The sequence below is a fragment of the Propionibacterium acidifaciens DSM 21887 genome (assembly GCF_000426605.1).
In the GTDB taxonomy this organism is placed as follows: Bacteria; Actinomycetota; Actinomycetes; order Propionibacteriales; family Propionibacteriaceae; genus Propionibacterium; species Propionibacterium acidifaciens.
The window spans coordinates 1-18,517 of sequence record NZ_AUFR01000021.1 but is presented as its reverse complement, the minus strand read 5'-3'; the positions used below and the strand labels follow the sequence as shown (position 1 = coordinate 18,517).

The following is an 18,517-nucleotide window of genomic DNA, read 5'->3' as shown; positions in this document are numbered from 1 at the left end:
CCCAGTGTGACCGCGGGGCCGACCTCCATCGGAGGGCGGGGCCGCGCAACCGGCGAGGGGAGAGAACGTGAAGCCGTTGTTGGTCCGTGAACTGCTCGGTGAGGCGCTCAGGGAGCGCCGCATGAGCCAGGGGCGCACTCTTCGTGACGTCTCGCTGTCCGCCCGGGTGAGTCTTGGCTACCTCTCCGAGGTGGAGCGGGGCCAGAAGGAGGCCTCGAGCGAGCTGCTCTCCTCGATCTGCACCGCCCTTCGCGTGCCGATGTCGGAGATTTTCCGCCGGGTGAGCGAGAAGCTCCTCGTCGCCGAGATCGGGAACGGCGAGAACCCGACCGCGCCGACGACCCGCCACGGCACCGTGGTCGCGGCCTGAGGGCGCGCACCGACCGGGAACCCGTGCCGCAGCGGGGCCGCCGCCCGGATGACCGGGCGGCGGCCCCGCTGCGCGCCGGCCCGAGGGCCCGAGGGGGTCAGCCCCGGACCGTCCGCCTGCGCCGGTAGCCCCGGGGGTGCTGCACGAAGCCGGCCGCCTCGAGGGCCTCGCGCAGCGGGCCGGCTTCGAGGGCGCTGCGGGTGTCGATCCGGTCGATCGACACCGGCGGCAGACGCCCGGCGTCGACGGCGGCGCCGACGGCCGACAGGGCCCGCCCGAGCGCCTCGGGCCCGACGCCGTCGAAGGTGACGAGCGTGTGCGCGCCCCGCTCCAAGTAGAGGAGCGGGGCCCCGTCGTCGAGGACGACGAGCGCGCCGGCCTTTCGGGCCGGGCGATGGGCGTTCGTCTCCGGCCACTCGAGCGCGGCGCCGTAGGGGTTCACGGGATCGCAGGCGGCGAGCAGGCGCAGCGGCGCGGCCGGGGCCCGGCGCAGCTCGTCGACGGCCCCCGGCACGGCGAACTGGGCGCCGCCGAGCCCCTCGACGAAGTAGCCGCGGCGCACCGCGCCGGACTCCTCGAGGGTGCTGAGCAGACGGTAGACCTGCGAGTAGTTCCCCGTGGCCGGCTCGGCGAGGGCGCTTCCCCTCGTGAGGACGCCGTAACGGGCCAGCTCCGCGTCGACCTGGTCGAGCAGTCCCCGGGGGCCGTCCTCGGCCGCGGGCACCCGCGACCAGCGCACGCCGGCCGGCGCCGCGGCCGCCCTCGCCGGGCGGGGCCGGATGAGCCGGCGCCGCGCAGCGCCGGCCCGGGGCCGGCGGACCACGCCGCGGACGCTCAGCTCGCGCAGCGGCCCGAAGCCGTCCGACGTGGCGAGCCCCGCCCAGACGAGCTCCCACAGGGCGTCCTGCGCAGCCGCGGCGCTCGTGCCGGCGTCGACGAAGTCGGCGCTGCGCCAGGCCCCGCCCGCCTCGAGACGCTCCAGGACGCGCCGGGCCGTCCCGCTCAGCCCGGCGCGCCCGCCCCGGCCGTCGGGCTCCGGCCCGTCGGGCGGGGCGGCGGGGGCCAGATCGGCCGGCCACAGGCGCACCCAGCCGTCGCCGGCGCCGATGGCGCCGGCACCGCTCCAGGTCACCTGCCCGGAGCCCATCAGCTGGTCGAGCAGCGCCGGGCGGTAGCCGGGCACCCTGGCCGGCAGGACGACGGTCTCGAGCATCGAGGCCGGGATCCGGTGGCCCGCCAGGGCGTCGACCGCGGTGAGCAGCCGCTCGACGGACTCGGCGTCGTCGCCGGCGGGCTCGTCGGGGCCCGGCAGCTGCTGCCAGGCGTCGAGGAAGCGGGCGAACTGGCGCTGGGCGACCGGTTCGACCTGGGCGCGGAGCCCGGCCAGGGTGCGGCGCTTGAGCACCGCCAGGACGGTGTGGTGGACGTACTGCCGGCCGTCGCCGACCAGCGCCGGCAGGTCGTCGCCGGGCGGCAGGAAGGACCCGGCGACGAGCGTTCCGGCATCGGCGAGCCGGGCCAGCGCCTGCGCCGCCGTCGCCTCGGCGAGCCCGTAGCGGTGCGCGAACGAGGCCGCCGTCACGGCGGCGTGCCGGCGCGCCCACCGCACGGCCAGATCGGCCAGCGCCTGCGCCCCCTCGCGCACCGCGCCCGCGCCGATGCCGGCCGGCACCGGCACGCCCAACGCGTCGCGCAGCAGCCCCGCGTCGGTGTCGACGCAGTACATGGGCGTCCCGGCGATGCGCACGAGCGCCAGCCGGCGGGCCGCGACCAGCTCGTCGAGCCAGCCCGACGGGTCGGCGACGCTCCGCGCGGCGCACTCGGCGCCGGTGAACGGCCCCGCCGTGCGGATCTGCTCCCACAGCTGCTCGGCGTCGGCGGCCCTGCGGTCGTCGGCCAGGTGCTGCAGCTGCGCCTCGTGGAGCGCCGCGACGTCGCGGTCGATGAGCTCTCCGGCGCCCTCGCGCCCGAGGAGCTCGGCGAGCATCCCCGAGTCGAGGCTGAGGGCAGCCAGGCGCCGCTCGGCCAGCGGCTGGTCGTCGTCGTAGACGAACTCGCCGACGTAGCCGAAGAGCATGTGGCGCGCGAAGGGGGAGGCCTGGGGCGTCTCGACGTCGACGAGCCGCACCCGCCGGGCCGCGATGTCGGCCATGAGGCGCACCAGCGCGGGCAGGTCGAAGACGTCCTGGAGGCACTCGCGCATCGCCTCGACGACGATCGGGAACTCGCGGTAGCCGGAGGCGACGGCCAGCAGCTGGGCCGCCTTGTGGCGCTGCTGCCACAGGGGCGAGCGGCGGCCGGGGCCCCGGCGCGGCAGGAGCAGGGCGCGCGCCGCGCACTCGCGGAAGCGCGCCGCGAACAGCGCCGAGCCGAAGACCTGCTCGGTGACGACGGCCTCGACGTCCTCGGCCGGGACCGCGAGCACGGCCGAGTCCGGCGGTGCCGCGCCGATGTCGGGCAGCTGGATGATGATGCCGTCGTTCGTCGCGTTCACATGGGCCTCGAGGCCGTAGCGGTCGGCGAGGCCCGCGCGGATCGCCAGCGCCCACGGCTCGAGGACAGCGGCGCCCAGCGCGCTGTGCACGCAGAGCCGCCAGTCGCCGATCTCGTCGCGGAAGCGCTCGACGACGATCGTGCGGTCGTCCGGCACGACCCCGGTGGCCTCGCGCTGCTCGTCGAGATGGGCCATGAGGTTGGTGCGGGCGTTCTCGTCGAGCCCCGCGGCCCCGAGACCGGCCAGCGCCTCGTCGCGCGGGGCGGCGCCCAGCTCCCGGACGCGCGCGCCGATCGCCGCGCCGAGCTCGGCGGGGCGCGCCGGCGCGTCGCCCCGCCAGAAGGGCAGCCTGCCGGGCTGGCCCGGCGCCGGGCTGACGATGACCTGCGACGGCGTGATCTCCTCGATGCGCCAGCTCGACGTGCCGAGCGTGAAGACGTCACCCACCCGGGACTCGAAGACCATCTCCTCGTCGAGCTCGCCGACCCGCCGCCCCGGCTCGTGCCGGCCCGAGGCGTTCCGGGAGCCCACGAGGAAGACGCCGAACAGGCCCCGGTCGGGGATCGTGCCCCCGCTCGTCGTCACGAGACGCCGGGCGCCGGGCCGGGCCTCGAGGATGCCGGCGACGCGGTCCCAGTGGAGACGGGGGCGCAGCTCGGCGAAGTCCTCGCTGGGATAGCGGCCCGAGAGCATGTCGAGGACCGAGTCGAAGGCCGAGCGGGGCAGGGAGGCGTACGGAGCGGCCCGGCGCACGAGGGCGTGGAGATCGTCGGCGGGAACCGGCGAGGCGAGGCAGGCCGAGACGATCTGCTGGGCCAGCACGTCGAGCGGGTTGCGCAGGGCGGGCGTCTCCTCGATGAGGCCGGCGCCCATGCGCTCGGCGATGACGGTGCAGTGCAGCACGTCGCCGCGCGAGGTGGGGAACACCATGCCCTGCGAGACCGCCCCGACCCGGTGGCCGGCGCGGCCGACGCGCTGGAGGCCGCTCGAGACCGACGGCGGGGCCTGCACCTGGATCACGAGGTCGACGGCGCCCATGTCGATGCCCAGCTCCAGGGAGCTCGTGGCCACGACGCAGGCCAGGCGCCCCGCCTTGAGGTCGTCCTCGATCTGCGCGCGGCGCGTCTTGCTGACCGAGCCGTGGTGGGCGCAGGCGATGATCGGCGCGTCGGTGCCGTCGACGCCCCTCGAGGCGGCAGAGGCGATCATCACCTGGGCGGGCTGGACGACCGGCTCCTCGGGGGCGCCCAGATCGGCCGCGTTCAGTTCGTTGAGGTGGGCGGTGAGCCGCTCGGCGCTCTGCCGCGAGTTGACGAAGCAGATGGTGGAGCGGTGCCCGCGCACCAGCTCGAGGATCCGCCGCTCGATCGGGGGCCACATCGACCGGCGCACCGCCCCGGGCCCCCGCTCGCCGGCCGGGTCGACGACGCGCAGCTGCGTCATGTCCTTGACCGGCACCTCGAGGTGCAGGTCCCAGGTCTTGGCGGCGGCCGGGTCGACGACCTGCACGGGGCGATCGCCGCCGAGGAAGCGCGCGACCCGCTCGGGCGGGCGGACGGTGGCCGACAGGCCGATGCGCTGGAAGTCGCCGTCGCGCTGCATCGCCGACAGACGCTCCAGGCTCAGCGCCAGGTGGGCGCCGCGCTTGGTGCCCGCCAGGGAGTGGATCTCGTCGACGATCACCGTGTCGAGGTCGCGCAGCGTGCCGGCCGCCCGGCTCGAGAGCATGAGGAAGAGCGACTCGGGCGTCGTGATGAGGATCTGCGGGGGATGCGCGGCCAGCGACCGGCGCTCGGCGGCCGGCGTGTCTCCCGAGCGGACCGCCACGGTGACCTCGGGGACGGGCAGGCCGAGCCGGGCGGCCGTGGCGGCGATGCCGCGCAGCGGGGCGGCGAGGTTGCGCTCGACGTCGACCGCGAGCGCCTTGAGGGGCGAGACGTAGAGCACCCGCACGCCCCGGCGCCCGGCGGGGCCGTGCGGGCCGGCGGGGGAGTCGTGCGCCCCGCCCTCCCGGCCCGGGGGCGTGTCGGTGCCGGCCCGGTGCGGCGCGGGGCCGTGCGGGCCGGTTGCGGTGTCGGGGTCGTCGAGCGCCCGCCTGGCCGAGGCCTCGCGCGAGAGGCGGTCGAGGCCGTGGAGGAAGGCGGCGAGCGTCTTGCCGGAGCCGGTGGGCGCGACGACGAGCACGTGCGCGCCCGAGCCGATGGCGGCCCAGGCGGCGGCCTGGGCCGGCGTGGGGGAGTCGAAGACGTCGGTGAACCAGGTGCGCGTGGCGAGGCCGAAGGCGGCCGGCGGGTCGCCGGCGGTGCGCTCCGGTGGTGTCATGGGCACAAGTCTTGCGCGCGGCGCCGACAATCCGGCCCGGCCGCCGGTCGGGCTCCTTCTGCCGCACCGGCGGCCCGGGTCCGGCGGCCCCGAGCCTGGCCGCCGCCCCCGTGCGGGCGGCCGACCGCTCAGGCGGTCTGCTCGTGGTCCCGCTCGTGGAGCACCTCGCGGGCACGAAGGTGCCGTCGAGGGCCCTGGGAAGCCGCGGTGGACGGCGGTGTGCAGGAGGGCCTCGGTGATCTCCTCGCGGGTGATGCCGGCATTGGGAGCGGCACCGATGCGGCCCTTGAGCCGGGGCTCGCATCCGCCCAGGGCGGTGAGGACGCCGAGCGTCACGAGCCGGCGGCTGCGGGCGTCGAGGCCCGGGCGGTCGTCGATGTCGCCGGATGCGGAGGCTGCGACGTGGTGGCCGAGGGCGGGGCTGACGTCTGCGAGGGAGTCGATGACGGCCTCGCCCCGGTCCCCGTCGATTCGGGACAGCACATCCCGGCCGTGCCGTCGACGGGCGAGGTTCTCGGGTGAGTCGATGTCGTGCTGCGTGGTGGTCATTGAGCGGGTCCTTCGGTGCAGGTGGTGATCTTGTACCCGGTGGCGGCCGGGGCGAGCCGGAGCCGGGCGATCTGACGGTGCACCGTGTCACGATGCTTCATGAGCAGGTCGAGACGTTCGGCCACGGTGCCGATCCGGCGTCGACGAGTTCGACGCAGCGCCGCAGGCCGGCGATGGGCACGCCCGAGGTCCGCATGCGAGCGAGGAGGACCACGCGGCGCACCGCTGCTGCGTCACAGGTGCGGCGTCCGGCGCGGTCGCGCGCGACGGCGATGAGCCCTGGGCGTTCGTAGTGGCGAAGGGCGCGAGGGCTCCCCCCGTGGGCTGCCGTGGCGCTGATGCCCCAGGCGGCGGGGGATCGTCGTCGCGGACCAGGTCCTGGAGCGCTTCGATGCTGATCCCGCCGGGAGGGTCCGCCGCGAGTCGCAGCGCGCGGGCGAGTGTCTCGTCATCCGTGCCGATGACGCCACGGCGTGGAGCGCGCTCGAACTCAAGTCCGGCCGTCGATCGACACGGGACCTGGCGGCATGGGGCGCGTTGCGGTTCCGGGTCCTCGGTCGCGGACGGGCCCCCGATCGCAGACGAAGCACGGCCGCGGCGTTGAGTCCCATCACCTGGCGACGGATGCCCGGATCGGCGATGGCCGCCTCGACCGTGGCCCGCGAGGCGACCGGATCGTCGCAGGGCGGGTTGGAGCCGAACAGGCACTGGTCGGGCAGGGCCTCGGCCGCTGCCCCGACCATGAACACCTGGAGCGCGCTCGACAGGTCCAGGTCCGGGTCGGGGTGCTCCTGCGCCACGTCGATCAGCGCCATGGAGGACATCCCTCCGAAAGCCCCCCACGATGAGTGGGGCGTGCGGGTGGCGGCCGGAGAGCTCCGCATGGGTGCGCGGGTCCTGCTCGGTGTTCGGAGCGAACCCGTCCGTGAGGACGGGCGGGGCGCCGTGATCGGATGCGATCCGCAGGATCGGTTCGATCTCGCCGCATGCCCCCCGGCGGGGTGGGCTCGCCGATGCCCCTGATGCGCGGATCGTCCAGGTGCCGCTCCACCCGGGCCTGCGCGGCGGCGGGGTCGCTCAGCGGCGCGTTCACGAAGCCGACGCTGCCCGGCCGGTCCTTCAGCGCCGCGAGCGGTTCGGCCGTGGCGTGCTCGAACGGGTCCGCTGGGACCCCCTGGCCGTCGAGGCCGTCCAGGAGCCGGCCGAACTCCGCCGTGAGCCCGGCGATGGTGGTGCAGGCGGGATGGAAGCGGGTCGACAGGAGCACGTCCGTGCCGACGCCGGCCTCGGCGGAGCGCCGCTGCTGCGCGGCGGGATCGGTCCAGGCGTGGGCGTGGATGTCGATGATCATGGTGGGCTCCCTCAGTGTGGGCTCCCTCAGTCGTGGTCGGGTGGACTCGACGCTGGAGGTGCACACTGGTGTCAGGGTCAAGTCGAGGGGGTGGCCGGGTGCTGGTGAACGAGCTGGCCCGACGCACGGGCTGCACGCCACGCATGATCCGCTATTTGCGAGACCAGGGGCCTGGTCGAGTCCGAGCGGCGGGCCAACGGGTTGCGGAATCAGCCGTCGACCAGGTGATCCGCATCCGGACCCTGCTGGGTGCCGGCCTGACCGTCGAGGACTCGCGCCCGCTCCTCCACTGCTTCTCCGAGAGCAACCGCCCCGTCGCCCGCCCCGCGCTCGCCGCGCAGGTCCATCGCGCCGTCGAGGACCTCGACCGGCAGGAGGCCCGGCTGTCCCGGGCGCGGGCCTCGCCGATGGTCCTCCTGGGCTGAGCCGGGCGCCCCGGCCGCCGTACGCGGTCATCGGCACGGGGCGGTGCTCACGCGCGTCGGGCGGCGTCTGCGGCCTGCGCCTAGCGCTCGGCGTCGGGGAGCTCGAGGAAGGCCCACACGGCGCGCCAGACCGCCTTGAACGGGATGCCGTCGGCCAGGGCCTCGCTCGTCGTGCGGTCGTCGAGCTCGCCGAGCACGGTCTGATCCGCCCACACATGGGCGTAGTCGGCCCCCAGATGCCTCGTCATCCGACGCCAGAACTCGGTTTCACGCACGCGGGCAGCCTAGCGCCGGGCGGGGCTCGGGGACTCCCGCCCGAGCCGGTCCGTCCCGCGACGGGCGGCTGCCCGGCCCGCCGCTCCCGTGACGCGCGGAGGGGCCGCTTGCCGCCTCGTCGATGACCGGATCGTCCTCGGGGCCTCCCGCGACGCGCGGAGGGGGATCGTTGGCGTTCGAACGGGTGTTCGTATACAGTGGACGGGGCGCCCCGGTTGTCCACAGCACCGGGCTCCGCCGAGAAAATGTCGGACCCCGTCCCTACAGTCAAGACAGTCAAGACGTCACGGGAACCGTCGGCGATCCCGACGTGAGGAGGAGGAAGCAGACATGGCCGTTGCAGACCGGCAGAAGGCCCTCGAGGCCGCCCTCGCACAGATCGAGAAGGCCCACGGCAAGGGTTCCGTCATGCGCCTGGGCGACCAGGCCTTCGGGCAGATGGAGTCGATCCCCACCGGTTCGGTGGCGCTCGACATCGCCCTGGGCATCGGGGGTCTTCCCCGCGGCCGCATCGTCGAGATCTACGGCCCGGAGTCCAGCGGCAAGACGACGGTCGCCCTGCACGCGATCGCCAGCGCCCAGGCGGAGGGCGGCATCTGCGCCTTCATCGATGCCGAGCACGCCCTCGACCCCACCTACGCCCGCGCCCTCGGAGTCGACACCGACTCGCTGATCGTCAGCCAGCCCGACAACGGCGAGCAGGCCCTCGAGATCGCCGACACCCTGGTCCGCTCGGGCGCCCTCGAGCTCATCGTCATCGACTCCGTCGCCGCCCTGACGCCGCGCGCCGAGATCGAGGGCGAGATGGGCGACAACCACGTCGGCCTGCAGGCCAGGCTGATGAGCCAGGCCCTCCGCAAGATGACCGGCGCCCTCAAGAACGCCAATACGACGGCGATCTTCATCAACCAGCTGCGCGAGAAGATCGGCGTCATGTTCGGCAACCCCGAGACCACCACGGGCGGTCGCGCGCTGAAGTTCTACGCCTCGGTCCGCCTCGACGTGCGCCGCATCGAGGCCCTCAAGGACGGCGGCGAGGTCGTCGGCAACCGCACCCGCGTCAAGGTCGTCAAGAACAAGGTCGCCCCGCCGTTCAAGCGCGCCGAATTCGACATCCTCTACGGCAAGGGCATCAGCCGCGAGGGCAGCCTGCTCGACATGGGGGTCGATGCCGGCATCGTCCGCAAGGCGGGCGCCTGGTTCACCTACGGCGACGACCAGCTCGGCCAGGGCAAGGAGAACGCCCGGGCCTTCCTCGTCGCCCATCCCGACGTCGCCGGCGAGATCGACAACCGGATCCGCGTCGCGCTGGGCCTGGTTCCCGATCCCGAGGTGCCAGAGGACGTCGACCCCGTCACGGGCGAGGTCCGCGAGCGGGCCGGGGCCTGAGCGTGGTCGGCGGCGGGCCCGGTCGGCCCCGGGGCCGACCCGGCGCGGCGGGATCTCCCGGGCCCGGCCCCGGCTCCGCCGCCCCTGGCCCAGGGGACGTCCCCTCGCCGGGCTCGCCGGCCCCGGACGCCACCGGGGCCTCCGGGCCCGACTCCGCAGCGCCCGGCCCCGGAGGGGAGCCCGGGCCCGGCCCGACAGAACCGGATGCCGTCGGGGTACCCGGGCCGGGTTCACCGGACCCTGACGCCGACCCGGCCGAGGTCGTCCGCGCATTGGCCCTGCGCCGCCTGGAGCAGCGCGACTACTCGCGCGGCGAGCTCGTCGACCATCTGGTGCGGCGCAGGGGCTGCGAACGGGGCGTCGTCGACGCGGTGCTCGACCGGTTCGAGGCCGTCGGGCTCGTCGACGACGCGCGCTTCGCCGCCCTGTGGGCCGAGTCCCGACGCCGTTCCCGAGGGCTCTCCGGCGGCGCCATCGCCCGTGAGCTGCGCGCCAGGCATGTGAGCGAGGAGATCATCGCCGGCGTGCTCGCCTCCTTCGACCCGGACGGCGAGGCGGCGACGGCCCAGGAGCTGGCCCGCTCCCGGGTCCGCACCATGAGGGGCCTGGACCGCCGGGTCGCATACCGGCGACTCGCCGGCTTCCTGGCCCGCAGGGGCTACGGCCCCTCGGTCGCCGCCGACGCCGTCGCCCGGGCGCTCGACGAGCTGCCCGAGGACTCCGAGCCGTCCGGGCGCCCCGGGCCCTGACGGGCCCGGGGCGGCATGCGGCGCCCGGCGCCGGGGCCCTGCCCCCGCGGGGCGGGAGTCCGCCCCGACCCGGGGCCCACCGACGTCGGCCCCGAGCATCCGCGCCGGCCCCGGTCGGGCCGCTGGGTACCATGGACCCCCCATGGACACGCCCGACATCACCACCGCCCGGTCCGACGCCGCGCGCCCGCGCACCTACCAGGTGATCACCTACGGCTGCCAGATGAACGTGCACGACTCGGAGCGCATCGCCGGCCTGCTCGAGGAGGCCGGCTACGTGCGCGCCCCCGAACCGGTGCACGGCGAACTCGCCGAGGCCGACGTCGTCGTCTTCAACACCTGCGCGGTCCGCGAGAACGCCGACAACCGGCTCTACGGCAACCTCGGCCACATGGCGCCCCTCAAGGAGCGCCGTCCGGGCATGCAGATCGCCGTGGGCGGGTGCATGGCGCAGAAGGACCGCGAGCTCATCACGAACCGGGCCCCCTGGGTCGACGTCGTCTTCGGCACGAACAACATCGGCTCGCTGCCGGTCCTGCTGGAGCGCGCGCGCATCGAGCGGATCGGTCAGGTCGAGATCACTGAGGCCCTGCGGACCTTCCCGTCCGACCTGCCGAGCCGCCGCGAGTCCGCCTACTCGGCGTGGGTGGCGATCAGCGTCGGCTGCAACAACACCTGCACCTTCTGCATCGTCCCGGCGCTGCGCGGCCGCGAGACCGACCGCCGCCCCGGCCAGGTGCTCGCCGAGGTCCGCGCGCTCGTCGAGACGGGCGTCCAGGAGATCACCCTGCTCGGCCAGAACGTGAACTCCTACGGTGTGCAGTTCGGCGACCGCGCCGCCTTCGCCAAGCTCCTGCGCGCGTGCGGCGGGGTCGAGGGGCTGGAGCGCGTGCGCTTCACGAGCCCGCACCCGGCCGCCTTCACCGACGACGTCATCAAGGCCATGGCCGACACGCCGAACGTCATGCACCAGCTCCACATGCCCCTCCAGTCCGGCTCCGACGCGGTGCTCAGGCAGATGCGCCGCTCCTACCGGGCCGAGCGCTTCCTGGGCATCCTCGACCGCGTCCGCGCCGCCATGCCCGACGCGGCGATCAGCACGGACATCATCGTCGGCTTCCCCGGCGAGGCCGACGAGGACTTCGAGGCCACCATGGACGTGGTGCGCCGGGCCCGCTTCGCCAACGCCTTCACCTTCCAGTACTCGGTGCGGCCGGGCACCCCGGCCGGCGCACGGCCCGACCAGGTGCCGCGGGAGGTCGTCCAGGAGCGCTACGAGCGGCTCCTCGCCCTCCAGGAGCGGATCAGCTGGGAGCAGAACAGGGCCTTCGAGGGCCGGAGCGTCGAGGTCATGTTCGCCACCGGCGAGGGCCGCAAGGACGACCGTCGCGAGCGGATGTCCGGCCGGGCCCGCGACAACCGGCTCGTCCACGTCGCCGTGCCGGCCGACCCGGCGCGGCGCCCCCGCCCCGGCGACATCGCCGAGGTCGAGGTCACCCGCGGTGCGCCCCACTACCTCGTGGCCGACGCGCCCCTGCGCGGGCTGCGCCGCACTCGCGGCGGTGACGCCTGGGCGGCGCGCCACGAGCCCCGGCCCGAACCGGTCGGTGTCGGCCTCGGCCTGCCCGCGATGCCGCGCCCATGAGCGCCCCGCCGCTCGTCGTCATCGTCGGCCCGACCGCCTCGGGCAAGTCGGCCCTGGCCGTCGCCCTGGCGCGCCTGCTCATCGCCGGCGGGCGCCCCGCCGAGATCGTCAACGCCGACTCCATGGCCCTCTACCGGGGCATGGACATCGGCACGGCGAAGCCCTCGCCGGACGAGCGGGGCGGCGTCGAGCACCACCTCATCGACGTCCTCGACGTGCGCCGGACGAGCACCGTCGCCGACTTCCAGGTCATGGCGCGCGAACTCATCGCGCGGCTGCGCGCCGACGGCACCACCCCGATCCTCGTCGGCGGCTCGGCCCTGTACACGCGGGCCGTCATCGACGACTTCGAGTTCCCCGGCACCGACCCGCGGGTGCGGGCCCACTGGCAGGCCGAGCTCGACCGTCTCGGCCCCGCCGGCCTGCACGAGGCGCTGGCCGCCCGCGCGCCCGAGGCCGCCCGGATCATCGGGCCCGGCAACACCCGCCGCGTCGTCCGTGCCCTCGAGATCCTCGACCTGACCGGCAGCGTGAGCCCCCATCTGCCCGAGCCGCGCTGCCTGCTCGAGAACGTCCACCAGTACGGCCTGGCGCTCGACCGCCAGGTCATGGACGAGCGCATCGCCGCCCGCGTCCACGCCATGTTCGACGCGGGACTCGTCGAGGAGGTGCGCCGCCTCGTCGACGAGGGCCTGCGCGAGGGCGCCACGGCCCGGCGCGCCCTCGGCTACCGGCAGGTGCTCGACCTCCTCGACGGACGCACCGACCTCGACGGGGCAGTCCGCAGCACCATCGACGGCACGCGGCGCTTCGCCCGCAAGCAGCTCGCCTGGTTCCGCCGCGACCCGCGCATCCGCTGGCTGCCGGCCACCGGGTCCGGGTCGGAGCGCACGATCGTCGACGACCTGCCCGCCCCCTGACGTCCCCGGCCGGACGGGCCGCGGGAACACCGGGCGGTGGTGGGAGAATGGGCCCATGGACACCTGGGGCTTCGCCAAGGGGCACGGCACGCGCAACGACTTCGTCCTGCTCAAGGACCGCACCGGATCCGCTCCGCTGGAGCCGGAGCAGGTGCGCTTCCTGTGCGACCGCCACGGCGGCATCGGCGCCGACGGCGTCATCCGCGCCATCAAGGCCGCCCACGTGCCCGGCTGGGACGGCGACCCCGACCTGTGGTTCATGGACTACCGCAACGCCGACGGCTCGCTCGCCGAGATGTGCGGCAACGGCCTGCGCGTCTTCGGGCGCTTCCTCATGGAGGAGGACCTCGTCGACTCGAAGGACCTCGTCATCGCGACCCGCGCCGGGTTGCGCGGGGTGCGCGAGCTGCCCGACGGGCGCATGTGCGCGCACATGGGCGCCGTCCGCGTCGGCCCCGAGCCCATCTCGGTCGTGCACGCCGGGCGCCGCTATCCGGCCACCGTCGTCGACGTCGGCAACCCCCATGCGGTCGTCCTCCTGCCCGAGGCCGTCGAGCTCGACGGCCTCGACCTGTCCGACGCCCCGCTCCTCGACCGGGCCGTCTTCCCGCAGGGCGCCAACGTCGAGTTCGTCCGCGTCGACGGCGAGCGCGAACTGTCGATGCGCGTCCACGAGCGCGGCTCGGGGGAGACCCTCTCGTGCGGCACGGGCGTCGTCGCCGCGGCGGCGGCCCACGCCGAGACCCTCGGCGGGCCCGACGGCCACTGCGCGGTCACCGTGCCCGGCGGCCGCCTCGAGGTGACCCTCGACGACGGCCGGGCCGAGCTCATCGGCCCGGCCGTCATCATCGCCCGCGGCGAGGTCCTCGTCCCCGACCCGCGCACCCGCTGAGGCGGCAATGGCCGACGAACGCCTCCCCGGACCGGCCGACCCCGACGGCGACCAGCAGGACCTCGCGGACCGCATGGCGCTCACCCGGGTACCCGGGATGTCCACAGAGCTGCAGGACGAGAGCGAGGTCGAGTACCGCAGCCTGCGCCTGGAACGGGTCGTCCTCATCTCCGTGTGGACCACCGGCACCGCCGACGACGCCCGCAACGCCATGATCGAGCTCAAGGCCCTCGCCGAGGCGGCCGGCTCCCAGGTGCTCGAGGGCCTCGTGCAGCGCCGCTCCCGCCCCGACGCCGCCACCTACCTGGGCGCCGGGAAGGTCGACGAGCTGCGCGAGGTCGTCGTCGCCACCGGCGCCGACACCGTCATCGCCGACGGCGAGCTGAGCCCCGCCCAGCTGAGGAACCTCGAGGACCGGGTGGGCGTCAAGGTCGTCGACCGCACCGCCCTCATCCTCGACATCTTCGCTCAGCATGCCCGCAGCGTCGAGGGCCGCACCCAGGTCGAGCTCGCCCAGCTCACCTACCTCAAGCAGCGCCTGCGCGGCTGGGGCGACTCGCTCTCACGGCAGGTGGGCGGCCGGGCCGCCTCCGGCGTCGGCATCGGCGGCCGCGGGCCCGGCGAGACCAGGCTCGAGACCGACCGGCGCCGCATCAACGCGCGCATCGCCGTCCTGCGCCGCAGGCTGCGCGGCATGGACGCCACCCGCGCCCTCGGCCGCGAGGGCAGGCGGCGCCGCCGCATCCCCTCGGTCGCCGTCGTCGGCTACACGAACGCGGGCAAGAGCTCTCTGCTCAACCGGCTGACGGGCGCGGGCCTGCTCGTCGAGGACGCCCTGTTCGCCACCCTCGACCCCACGACGCGCCGCTGCCGGGCCGCCGACGGGCGCGTCTACACGATGACCGACACGGTCGGCTTCGTGCGGCACCTGCCCACCGAGCTCGTCGAGGCCTTCCGCTCGACGCTCGAGGAGTCGGTGCAGGCCGACCTGCTCGTCCACGTCGTCGACGGCTCCGACCCCGACCCCGAGGGCCAGATCACGGCCGTCCGCGAGGTGCTCGACGGCATCGGCGCCGGCGGGCGCCCCGAGCTGCTCGCCGTCAACAAGACCGACCTGGCCGATCCCGACGTCCTCGCGCGGCTGCGCGCCGAGCACCGCGATGCCGTCCTCGTGAGCGCGCGCACCGGGGAGGGCGTCGACGCGCTGCGCGAGGCCGTCGAGTCGGCTCTGCCCGCCCCGCACGAACGGGTCGACGTGCTCATCCCGTGGGACCGCGGGGACCTCGTCGACCGCATCCACCGCTTCGGCGAGATCGAGTCCGACGAGTACCTGGTCGACGGCACCCGCCTGGTCGCCAGGGTGCACGTCGACCTGGCGGCCGAGCTGGCCGGGTTCGCCGTCGCCCCGGGCGGCGGGCGAGCGGAATAGGCTGTCCCGGTGACCGAGCCCCTCCATGACCGCGCGCTCGATGCCGCCGTGCGGGCCATCGGGGGATCGGCGCGCCCCGGACAGCGCCGGATGGCCGACGCCGTGGCGAAGGCCCTCGCCGAGGGCACCCGGTTGCTCGTCCAGGCCGGGACCGGGACCGGCAAGTCGCTCGGCTATCTGGCGCCCGCCCTCGTGCACGCCGGGGACGGCGGCCGGGTCGTCGTCGCCACCGCGACCCTCGCCCTGCAGGACCAGCTGGCCACGAAGGACGTGCCCGCCGCGGCCCGCGCGGTCGCCGAGGTGACCGGCCGCCGTCCCGTCGCCGCGGTCGTCAAGGGCCGCGCCAACCACGCCTGCCTCATGCGCGCCCGGGGGAGCGCGCCCGAGCAGTCGAGCCTGCTGACCGCCGGCGACCTGGCCGGGGCCGCTCACGGTGCGGGCCGGGCACGGGACGCCGAGTCGGCGCTGGGCGCCGAGGTCCTCGCCCTGCGCGCCTGGGTCGAGGAGCAGGCGCGGGCCCACGCTCTGGCCGACCGCGACGACGCGCCTGCCCACTCGGGGCGGGCCTGGGCCCAGGTCTCCATCGGCTCGCGCGAGTGCCCCGGCGCGCGCTGCCCCTTCCACGACGAGTGCTTCGCCGAGACCGCCCGCGCCAGGGCGCGCGAGGCCGACCTCGTGATCACCAACCACGCCCTCCTGGCCATCGACGCGATGAACCGCAGCGGCGTGCTGCCCGAGTACGACGCCGTCATCATCGACGAGGCCCACGAGCTCACCGACCGGGTCACCGGAGCGGCGAGCGAGGAGCTCACCCCCGGCAGGTCGAGCGCGTGGCGCGCCGCGGCTCCGATTGGCTCGACGACGACGCCTCCCTGGCCCTCCTCGACGCGGCCGATGCCTTGCGCGGAGCGCTCGAGGACACCGGGACGGGCAGGGTGGGCGCGGCGCACGGAGGCCTCGTCGAGGCGGTCGGGACGGTCCGCGACGCGGCCCGCCGGGCCGCCGGTCGGCTGGGCCGGTCCGGCTCCCGGAGCCAGGTCGAGCCGGAGCGCATCGCCGTCGCGGCGGCCGCCTCCGAGGTCTTCGAGACGGCCGAGCGCATGGCCGCCCTCGCCGACGCCGACGTCGTGTGGGTCGGCGAGCACGAGCGCCTCGGGCGCTGGCTCACCGTCGCCCCGCTGTCGGTGGCGGGCCTGCTGCGCGCGGCGGTGCTGTCCCGCGCCACGACAGTCCTCACGAGCGCGACGCTGACCCTCGGCGGCTCCTTCGAGACGATGGCCGGACGGGTCGGGCTGCGCGCCGACGAGCGCCTCGGCGAGGACGAGGAGGCCCCCCGTGCCGAGCCCCGGGACGACCCGGACGCCCGGCTCCCCTGGCGCGGCGTCGACGTCGGCTCGCCCTTCGACTACGCCCGGCAGGGCATCCTGTACACCGCCGCGCACCTCGACCGGCCTGGGCGCGACGGCATCGGCGAGGACGCGCTCGGACAGATCGTCGAGCTCGTCCGGGCCGCAGGAGGCCACACGCTGGGTCTGTTCAGCTCTCGCCGCGCCGCCGAGACCGCCGCCGCGCACGCGCGCCGGGAGCTGCCCGGGCCGCCCGTCCTGTGCCAGGGGGAGGCCCAACTGCCCGAGCTCGCCCGCCGCTTCGCGGCCGAACCCGGGACCAGCCTGTTCGGCACCATGTCGTTGTGGCAGGGCATCGACGTGCCGGGCGACACCTGCCGCCTCGTCATCATCGACCGCATCCCCTTCCCCCGCCCCGACGACCCCCTCGTCCAGGCCCGCCAGCAGGCCGCCGCGAGGGCCGGTGGCAATGGCTTCATGCAGGTGGCGGCCTCGCATGCGGCCCTGCTGCTGGCCCAGGGCGCCGGGCGGCTCATCAGGAGCGTCGACGACAGGGGAGTGGTGGCGATCCTCGACCCGCGGCTGGTGCGAGCCCGCTACGGCCCGTACCTGCGCCGATCGCTGCCGCCGTTCTGGACGACGACGGACCTCGCTCGCACGATCGGCGCGCTGCGCAGGCTCTCGGGTTCCGCCTGAGATCCTCGCGGAGCCGGGGTCCTTCCCGGATCCGCGCTCTCCCGGCCCCCGCGTCCGGGGGCTCGTGGTGGAATTCGGGATGGAGGCCGCCGTGGGCGCTGCGGCCCCGCTCCCCGGGGAGGCTCAGAGGCGGCGCAGGACCGCGACGACCCTGCCGACGATCGTCGCGCCGTCGCCGTCGATCGGCTCGTAGCGCTCGTTGTGCGGCAGCAGCCGGACGTGGCCGTCCGCGCGCCGGAACTCCTTGACGGTGGCCTCGTCGTCGATGAGGGCGGCGACGATGTCGCCGTTGTCGGCGGTGGGCTGGGCGCGGACGACGACGTAGTCGCCGTCGCAGATCGCCGCGTCGATCATCGAGTCGCCGTGCACCTCGAGCATGAAGACCGTGCCCCGGCCGACCAGCTCACGGGGCAGGGGCATGGTCTGCTCGACCTGCTCGGCGGCGAGGATCGGCGCGCCGGCGGCGATGCGTCCGACGAGGGGGACGTTGACGGCCTCGGGGAAGGCGTCGCCCAGGTCGGTCGGGTCGAGGGCCTCGTCGGGGTCCTCCGGGGGCGCGGGGACGACCTCGAGGGCGCGGGGGCGCTTCGGGTCGCGGCGCAGCAGGCCCTTCGCCTCGAGCACCCTGAGCTGGTGGGCGACGCTCGAGGGGCTCGTGAGGCCGACCGCCTCGCCCATCTCGCGGATGCTCGGGGGATAGCCGCGGGCGTCGACGCTGGTGCGGATGAAGTCGAGGATGAGCCGCTGGCGTCGGGTGAGCGAGTCCGCGTCGGCGGGCAGCCCATCGGGGGCCCGGACACCCGCGACGCGGCGACGGGCGCTGCTGGCCCGCAGCTGGGCGTCGATGCGCTCCGCGCTCGGACGACCGGCCCTGCGGGGCGCCCGGGAGGAGGGATTGCTCTGCGTGCCCATGGCGGAATGCTACGCCGGGGCGCCCCGGAATCAAACGACTGTTCGACTCGGCGTGTCGGCGACACCACCGCCGCCCTGCTGTCCACCGCGCCCGGGCTGCTGTCGACGGTGCTGGTGACGGGGACCCTGCGCTCTGCCGTCTCGCTGGCAGCCGGACGGTCGGCCGACCACGGCCCGTCGTCTCCGTCTCGTGCCGGGCTGGACCCGGAGGTGATCCGGGTCGAGGTGGCGGTGCCGGCCTCGAGGCCCTGCGCGCTGTCCGGCATTCCCGGACGGGCCCGGCGGCGCCGGCAGGCACGAGCCCGGGCAGGACAGCCCGTGGATAGGGGCCATGGCCGGCACCATCGCGTGAGCGCCGCCGGGCCGTGGCCATGGCCAGCAGGCATCCCGCCCGGGGCCACCGCAAGACCTGGGCCATGGCCCGTCACGACGGCCATGCCGTCTCCCCCTTCGAGGACGTCGCGGACCATGGCCGACGAAGGCCCGCTTCTGCGCGCTGACCGCCGGAGACAACGCCGGGAGCCGGCCGGGCGGCGCACGGCGGCGTCCGCGCCACCGACCGGGCCGAATCAGGTCTGGCAATCCGGCTTCTCCGAGCACGAGACCACCGGCGGCCGGACCCGACGTGTCGCGGGCCGCTCCTCGAAGCCCGGGTCCGGCTGGTGCTGGTCACCCGCCGCGGACCAGCACGACGCGACCGCCGGAGTCGAGCCGGCCCCCGCGGAGGCCGAAGCCATGCTCGACGGGGTCAC

The 18,517-nt window shown here is 75.4% G+C and carries 15 protein-coding genes and 2 pseudogenes; 10 read left to right on the top strand and 7 right to left on the bottom strand.

Features of this window, described 5'->3' with window-relative positions; translation table 11 throughout:
• Positions 1–67 precede the first annotated feature (67 nt).
• Entirely contained in the window at positions 68–370 is a 303-nt protein-coding gene (locus tag K336_RS15440; RefSeq protein WP_081660707.1) for a helix-turn-helix domain-containing protein, read from the top strand.
• A gap of 97 nt (positions 371–467) precedes the next feature.
• Here K336_RS15440 and K336_RS15435 read toward each other — a convergent pair whose 3' ends face one another.
• From K336_RS15435 to K336_RS17035, 5 genes and pseudogenes are all read right to left on the bottom strand, one after another.
• Positions 468–5,186, bottom strand: coding sequence for a DEAD/DEAH box helicase (locus K336_RS15435; RefSeq protein ID WP_051245544.1), 4,719 nt, complete (start codon positions 5,184–5,186; stop codon positions 468–470).
• Positions 5,187–5,441: 255 nt separating this feature from the next.
• A pseudogene (locus K336_RS20190) lies at positions 5,442–5,735 on the bottom strand (carboxymuconolactone decarboxylase family protein); the annotation flags it as partial.
• The gene (locus K336_RS19940) at positions 5,732–5,860 is read right to left on the bottom strand and encodes a MerR family transcriptional regulator (RefSeq protein ID WP_267879358.1); all 129 of its coding nucleotides are present in this window, start codon (positions 5,858–5,860) and stop codon (positions 5,732–5,734) included. The pseudogene K336_RS20190 and the gene K336_RS19940, both read right to left, overlap by 4 nt.
• Positions 5,833–6,075 carry a MerR family transcriptional regulator gene (locus tag K336_RS20000; RefSeq protein WP_415635144.1) on the bottom strand — a complete coding sequence of 81 codons (243 nt, stop codon included), beginning with the start codon at positions 6,073–6,075 and terminating at the stop codon, positions 5,833–5,835. Before K336_RS20000 ends, K336_RS19940 begins: the two co-directional genes overlap by 28 nt.
• Before the next feature lie 465 nt (positions 6,076–6,540).
• Entirely contained in the window at positions 6,541–7,086 is a 546-nt protein-coding gene (locus K336_RS17035; RefSeq protein WP_051245543.1) for an amidohydrolase family protein, read from the bottom strand.
• 14 nt (positions 7,087–7,100) lie between these two features.
• Between K336_RS17035 and K336_RS19995 the strand changes: the two genes are divergently transcribed.
• On the top strand, positions 7,101–7,511 hold the full coding sequence (locus tag K336_RS19995) for a MerR family transcriptional regulator (RefSeq protein WP_324603495.1): 411 nt from the start codon (positions 7,101–7,103) through the stop codon (positions 7,509–7,511).
• A gap of 80 nt (positions 7,512–7,591) precedes the next feature.
• Here K336_RS19995 and K336_RS0108245 read toward each other — a convergent pair whose 3' ends face one another.
• Complete coding sequence (locus K336_RS0108245) at positions 7,592–7,786, bottom strand: DUF3046 domain-containing protein (RefSeq protein ID WP_028706761.1); 195 nt, start codon at positions 7,784–7,786, stop codon at positions 7,592–7,594.
• A 331-nt stretch (positions 7,787–8,117) separates the two neighbouring features.
• On the opposite strand from K336_RS0108245, the gene recA reads away from it, so the two are divergent.
• From recA to K336_RS15420, 7 genes and pseudogenes are all read left to right on the top strand, one after another.
• On the top strand, positions 8,118–9,176 hold the full coding sequence (gene recA, locus K336_RS0108240; RefSeq protein WP_021796996.1) for a recombinase RecA: 1,059 nt from the start codon (positions 8,118–8,120) through the stop codon (positions 9,174–9,176).
• Between the two features lie 272 nt (positions 9,177–9,448).
• Entirely contained in the window at positions 9,449–9,925 is a 477-nt protein-coding gene (locus tag K336_RS18590) for a regulatory protein RecX (protein ID WP_051245542.1), read from the top strand.
• Positions 9,926–10,067: 142 nt separating this feature from the next.
• Entirely contained in the window at positions 10,068–11,570 is a 1,503-nt protein-coding gene (gene miaB, locus K336_RS0108230; RefSeq protein WP_043150609.1) for a tRNA (N6-isopentenyl adenosine(37)-C2)-methylthiotransferase MiaB, read from the top strand.
• A complete protein-coding gene (gene miaA, locus K336_RS0108225; protein ID WP_028706759.1) occupies positions 11,567–12,490 on the top strand; it encodes a tRNA (adenosine(37)-N6)-dimethylallyltransferase MiaA in 924 nt (307 codons plus the stop codon). Before miaB ends, miaA begins: the two co-directional genes overlap by 4 nt.
• A 55-nt stretch (positions 12,491–12,545) precedes the next feature.
• Positions 12,546–13,382: a diaminopimelate epimerase gene (gene dapF / locus K336_RS0108220; protein ID WP_021797561.1), complete on the top strand. Its 837-nt coding sequence runs from the start codon at positions 12,546–12,548 to the stop codon at positions 13,380–13,382.
• 7 nt (positions 13,383–13,389) lie between these two features.
• Entirely contained in the window at positions 13,390–14,811 is a 1,422-nt protein-coding gene (hflX, locus tag K336_RS0108215; RefSeq protein WP_028706758.1) for a GTPase HflX, read from the top strand.
• 90 nt (positions 14,812–14,901) lie between these two features.
• Positions 14,902–16,853, top strand: a pseudogene (locus K336_RS15420) (ATP-dependent DNA helicase).
• A 123-nt stretch (positions 16,854–16,976) separates the two neighbouring features.
• On the opposite strand, the gene lexA reads toward K336_RS15420, so the two are convergent.
• Positions 16,977–17,765 (bottom strand): transcriptional repressor LexA, encoded by a 789-nt coding sequence (gene lexA / locus K336_RS0108205; protein ID WP_028706757.1) that lies wholly within the window; start codon positions 17,763–17,765, stop codon positions 16,977–16,979.
• 468 nt (positions 17,766–18,233) lie between these two features.
• Between lexA and K336_RS19360 the strand changes: the two genes are divergently transcribed.
• Positions 18,234–18,517, top strand: a 284-nt coding sequence (locus K336_RS19360) for a hypothetical protein (protein ID WP_211223472.1), incomplete at its 3' end; no start/stop codon positions are given.

Coding starts and splice junctions, on each gene's coding strand:
- hflX (WP_028706758.1), top strand. CDS start 13,390: ATGGCCGACGAACGCCTCCCCGGACCGGCCGACCCCGACGGCGACCAG.
- K336_RS17035 (WP_051245543.1), bottom strand. CDS start 7,086: ATGATCATCGACATCCACGCCCACGCCTGGACCGATCCCGCCGCGCAG.
- miaB (WP_043150609.1), top strand. CDS start 10,068: ATGGACACGCCCGACATCACCACCGCCCGGTCCGACGCCGCGCGCCCG.
- dapF (WP_021797561.1), top strand. CDS start 12,546: ATGGACACCTGGGGCTTCGCCAAGGGGCACGGCACGCGCAACGACTTC.
- lexA (WP_028706757.1), bottom strand. CDS start 17,765: ATGGGCACGCAGAGCAATCCCTCCTCCCGGGCGCCCCGCAGGGCCGGT.
- recA (WP_021796996.1), top strand. CDS start 8,118: ATGGCCGTTGCAGACCGGCAGAAGGCCCTCGAGGCCGCCCTCGCACAG.
- K336_RS15435 (WP_051245544.1), bottom strand. CDS start 5,186: ATGACACCACCGGAGCGCACCGCCGGCGACCCGCCGGCCGCCTTCGGC.
- miaA (WP_028706759.1), top strand. CDS start 11,567: ATGAGCGCCCCGCCGCTCGTCGTCATCGTCGGCCCGACCGCCTCGGGC.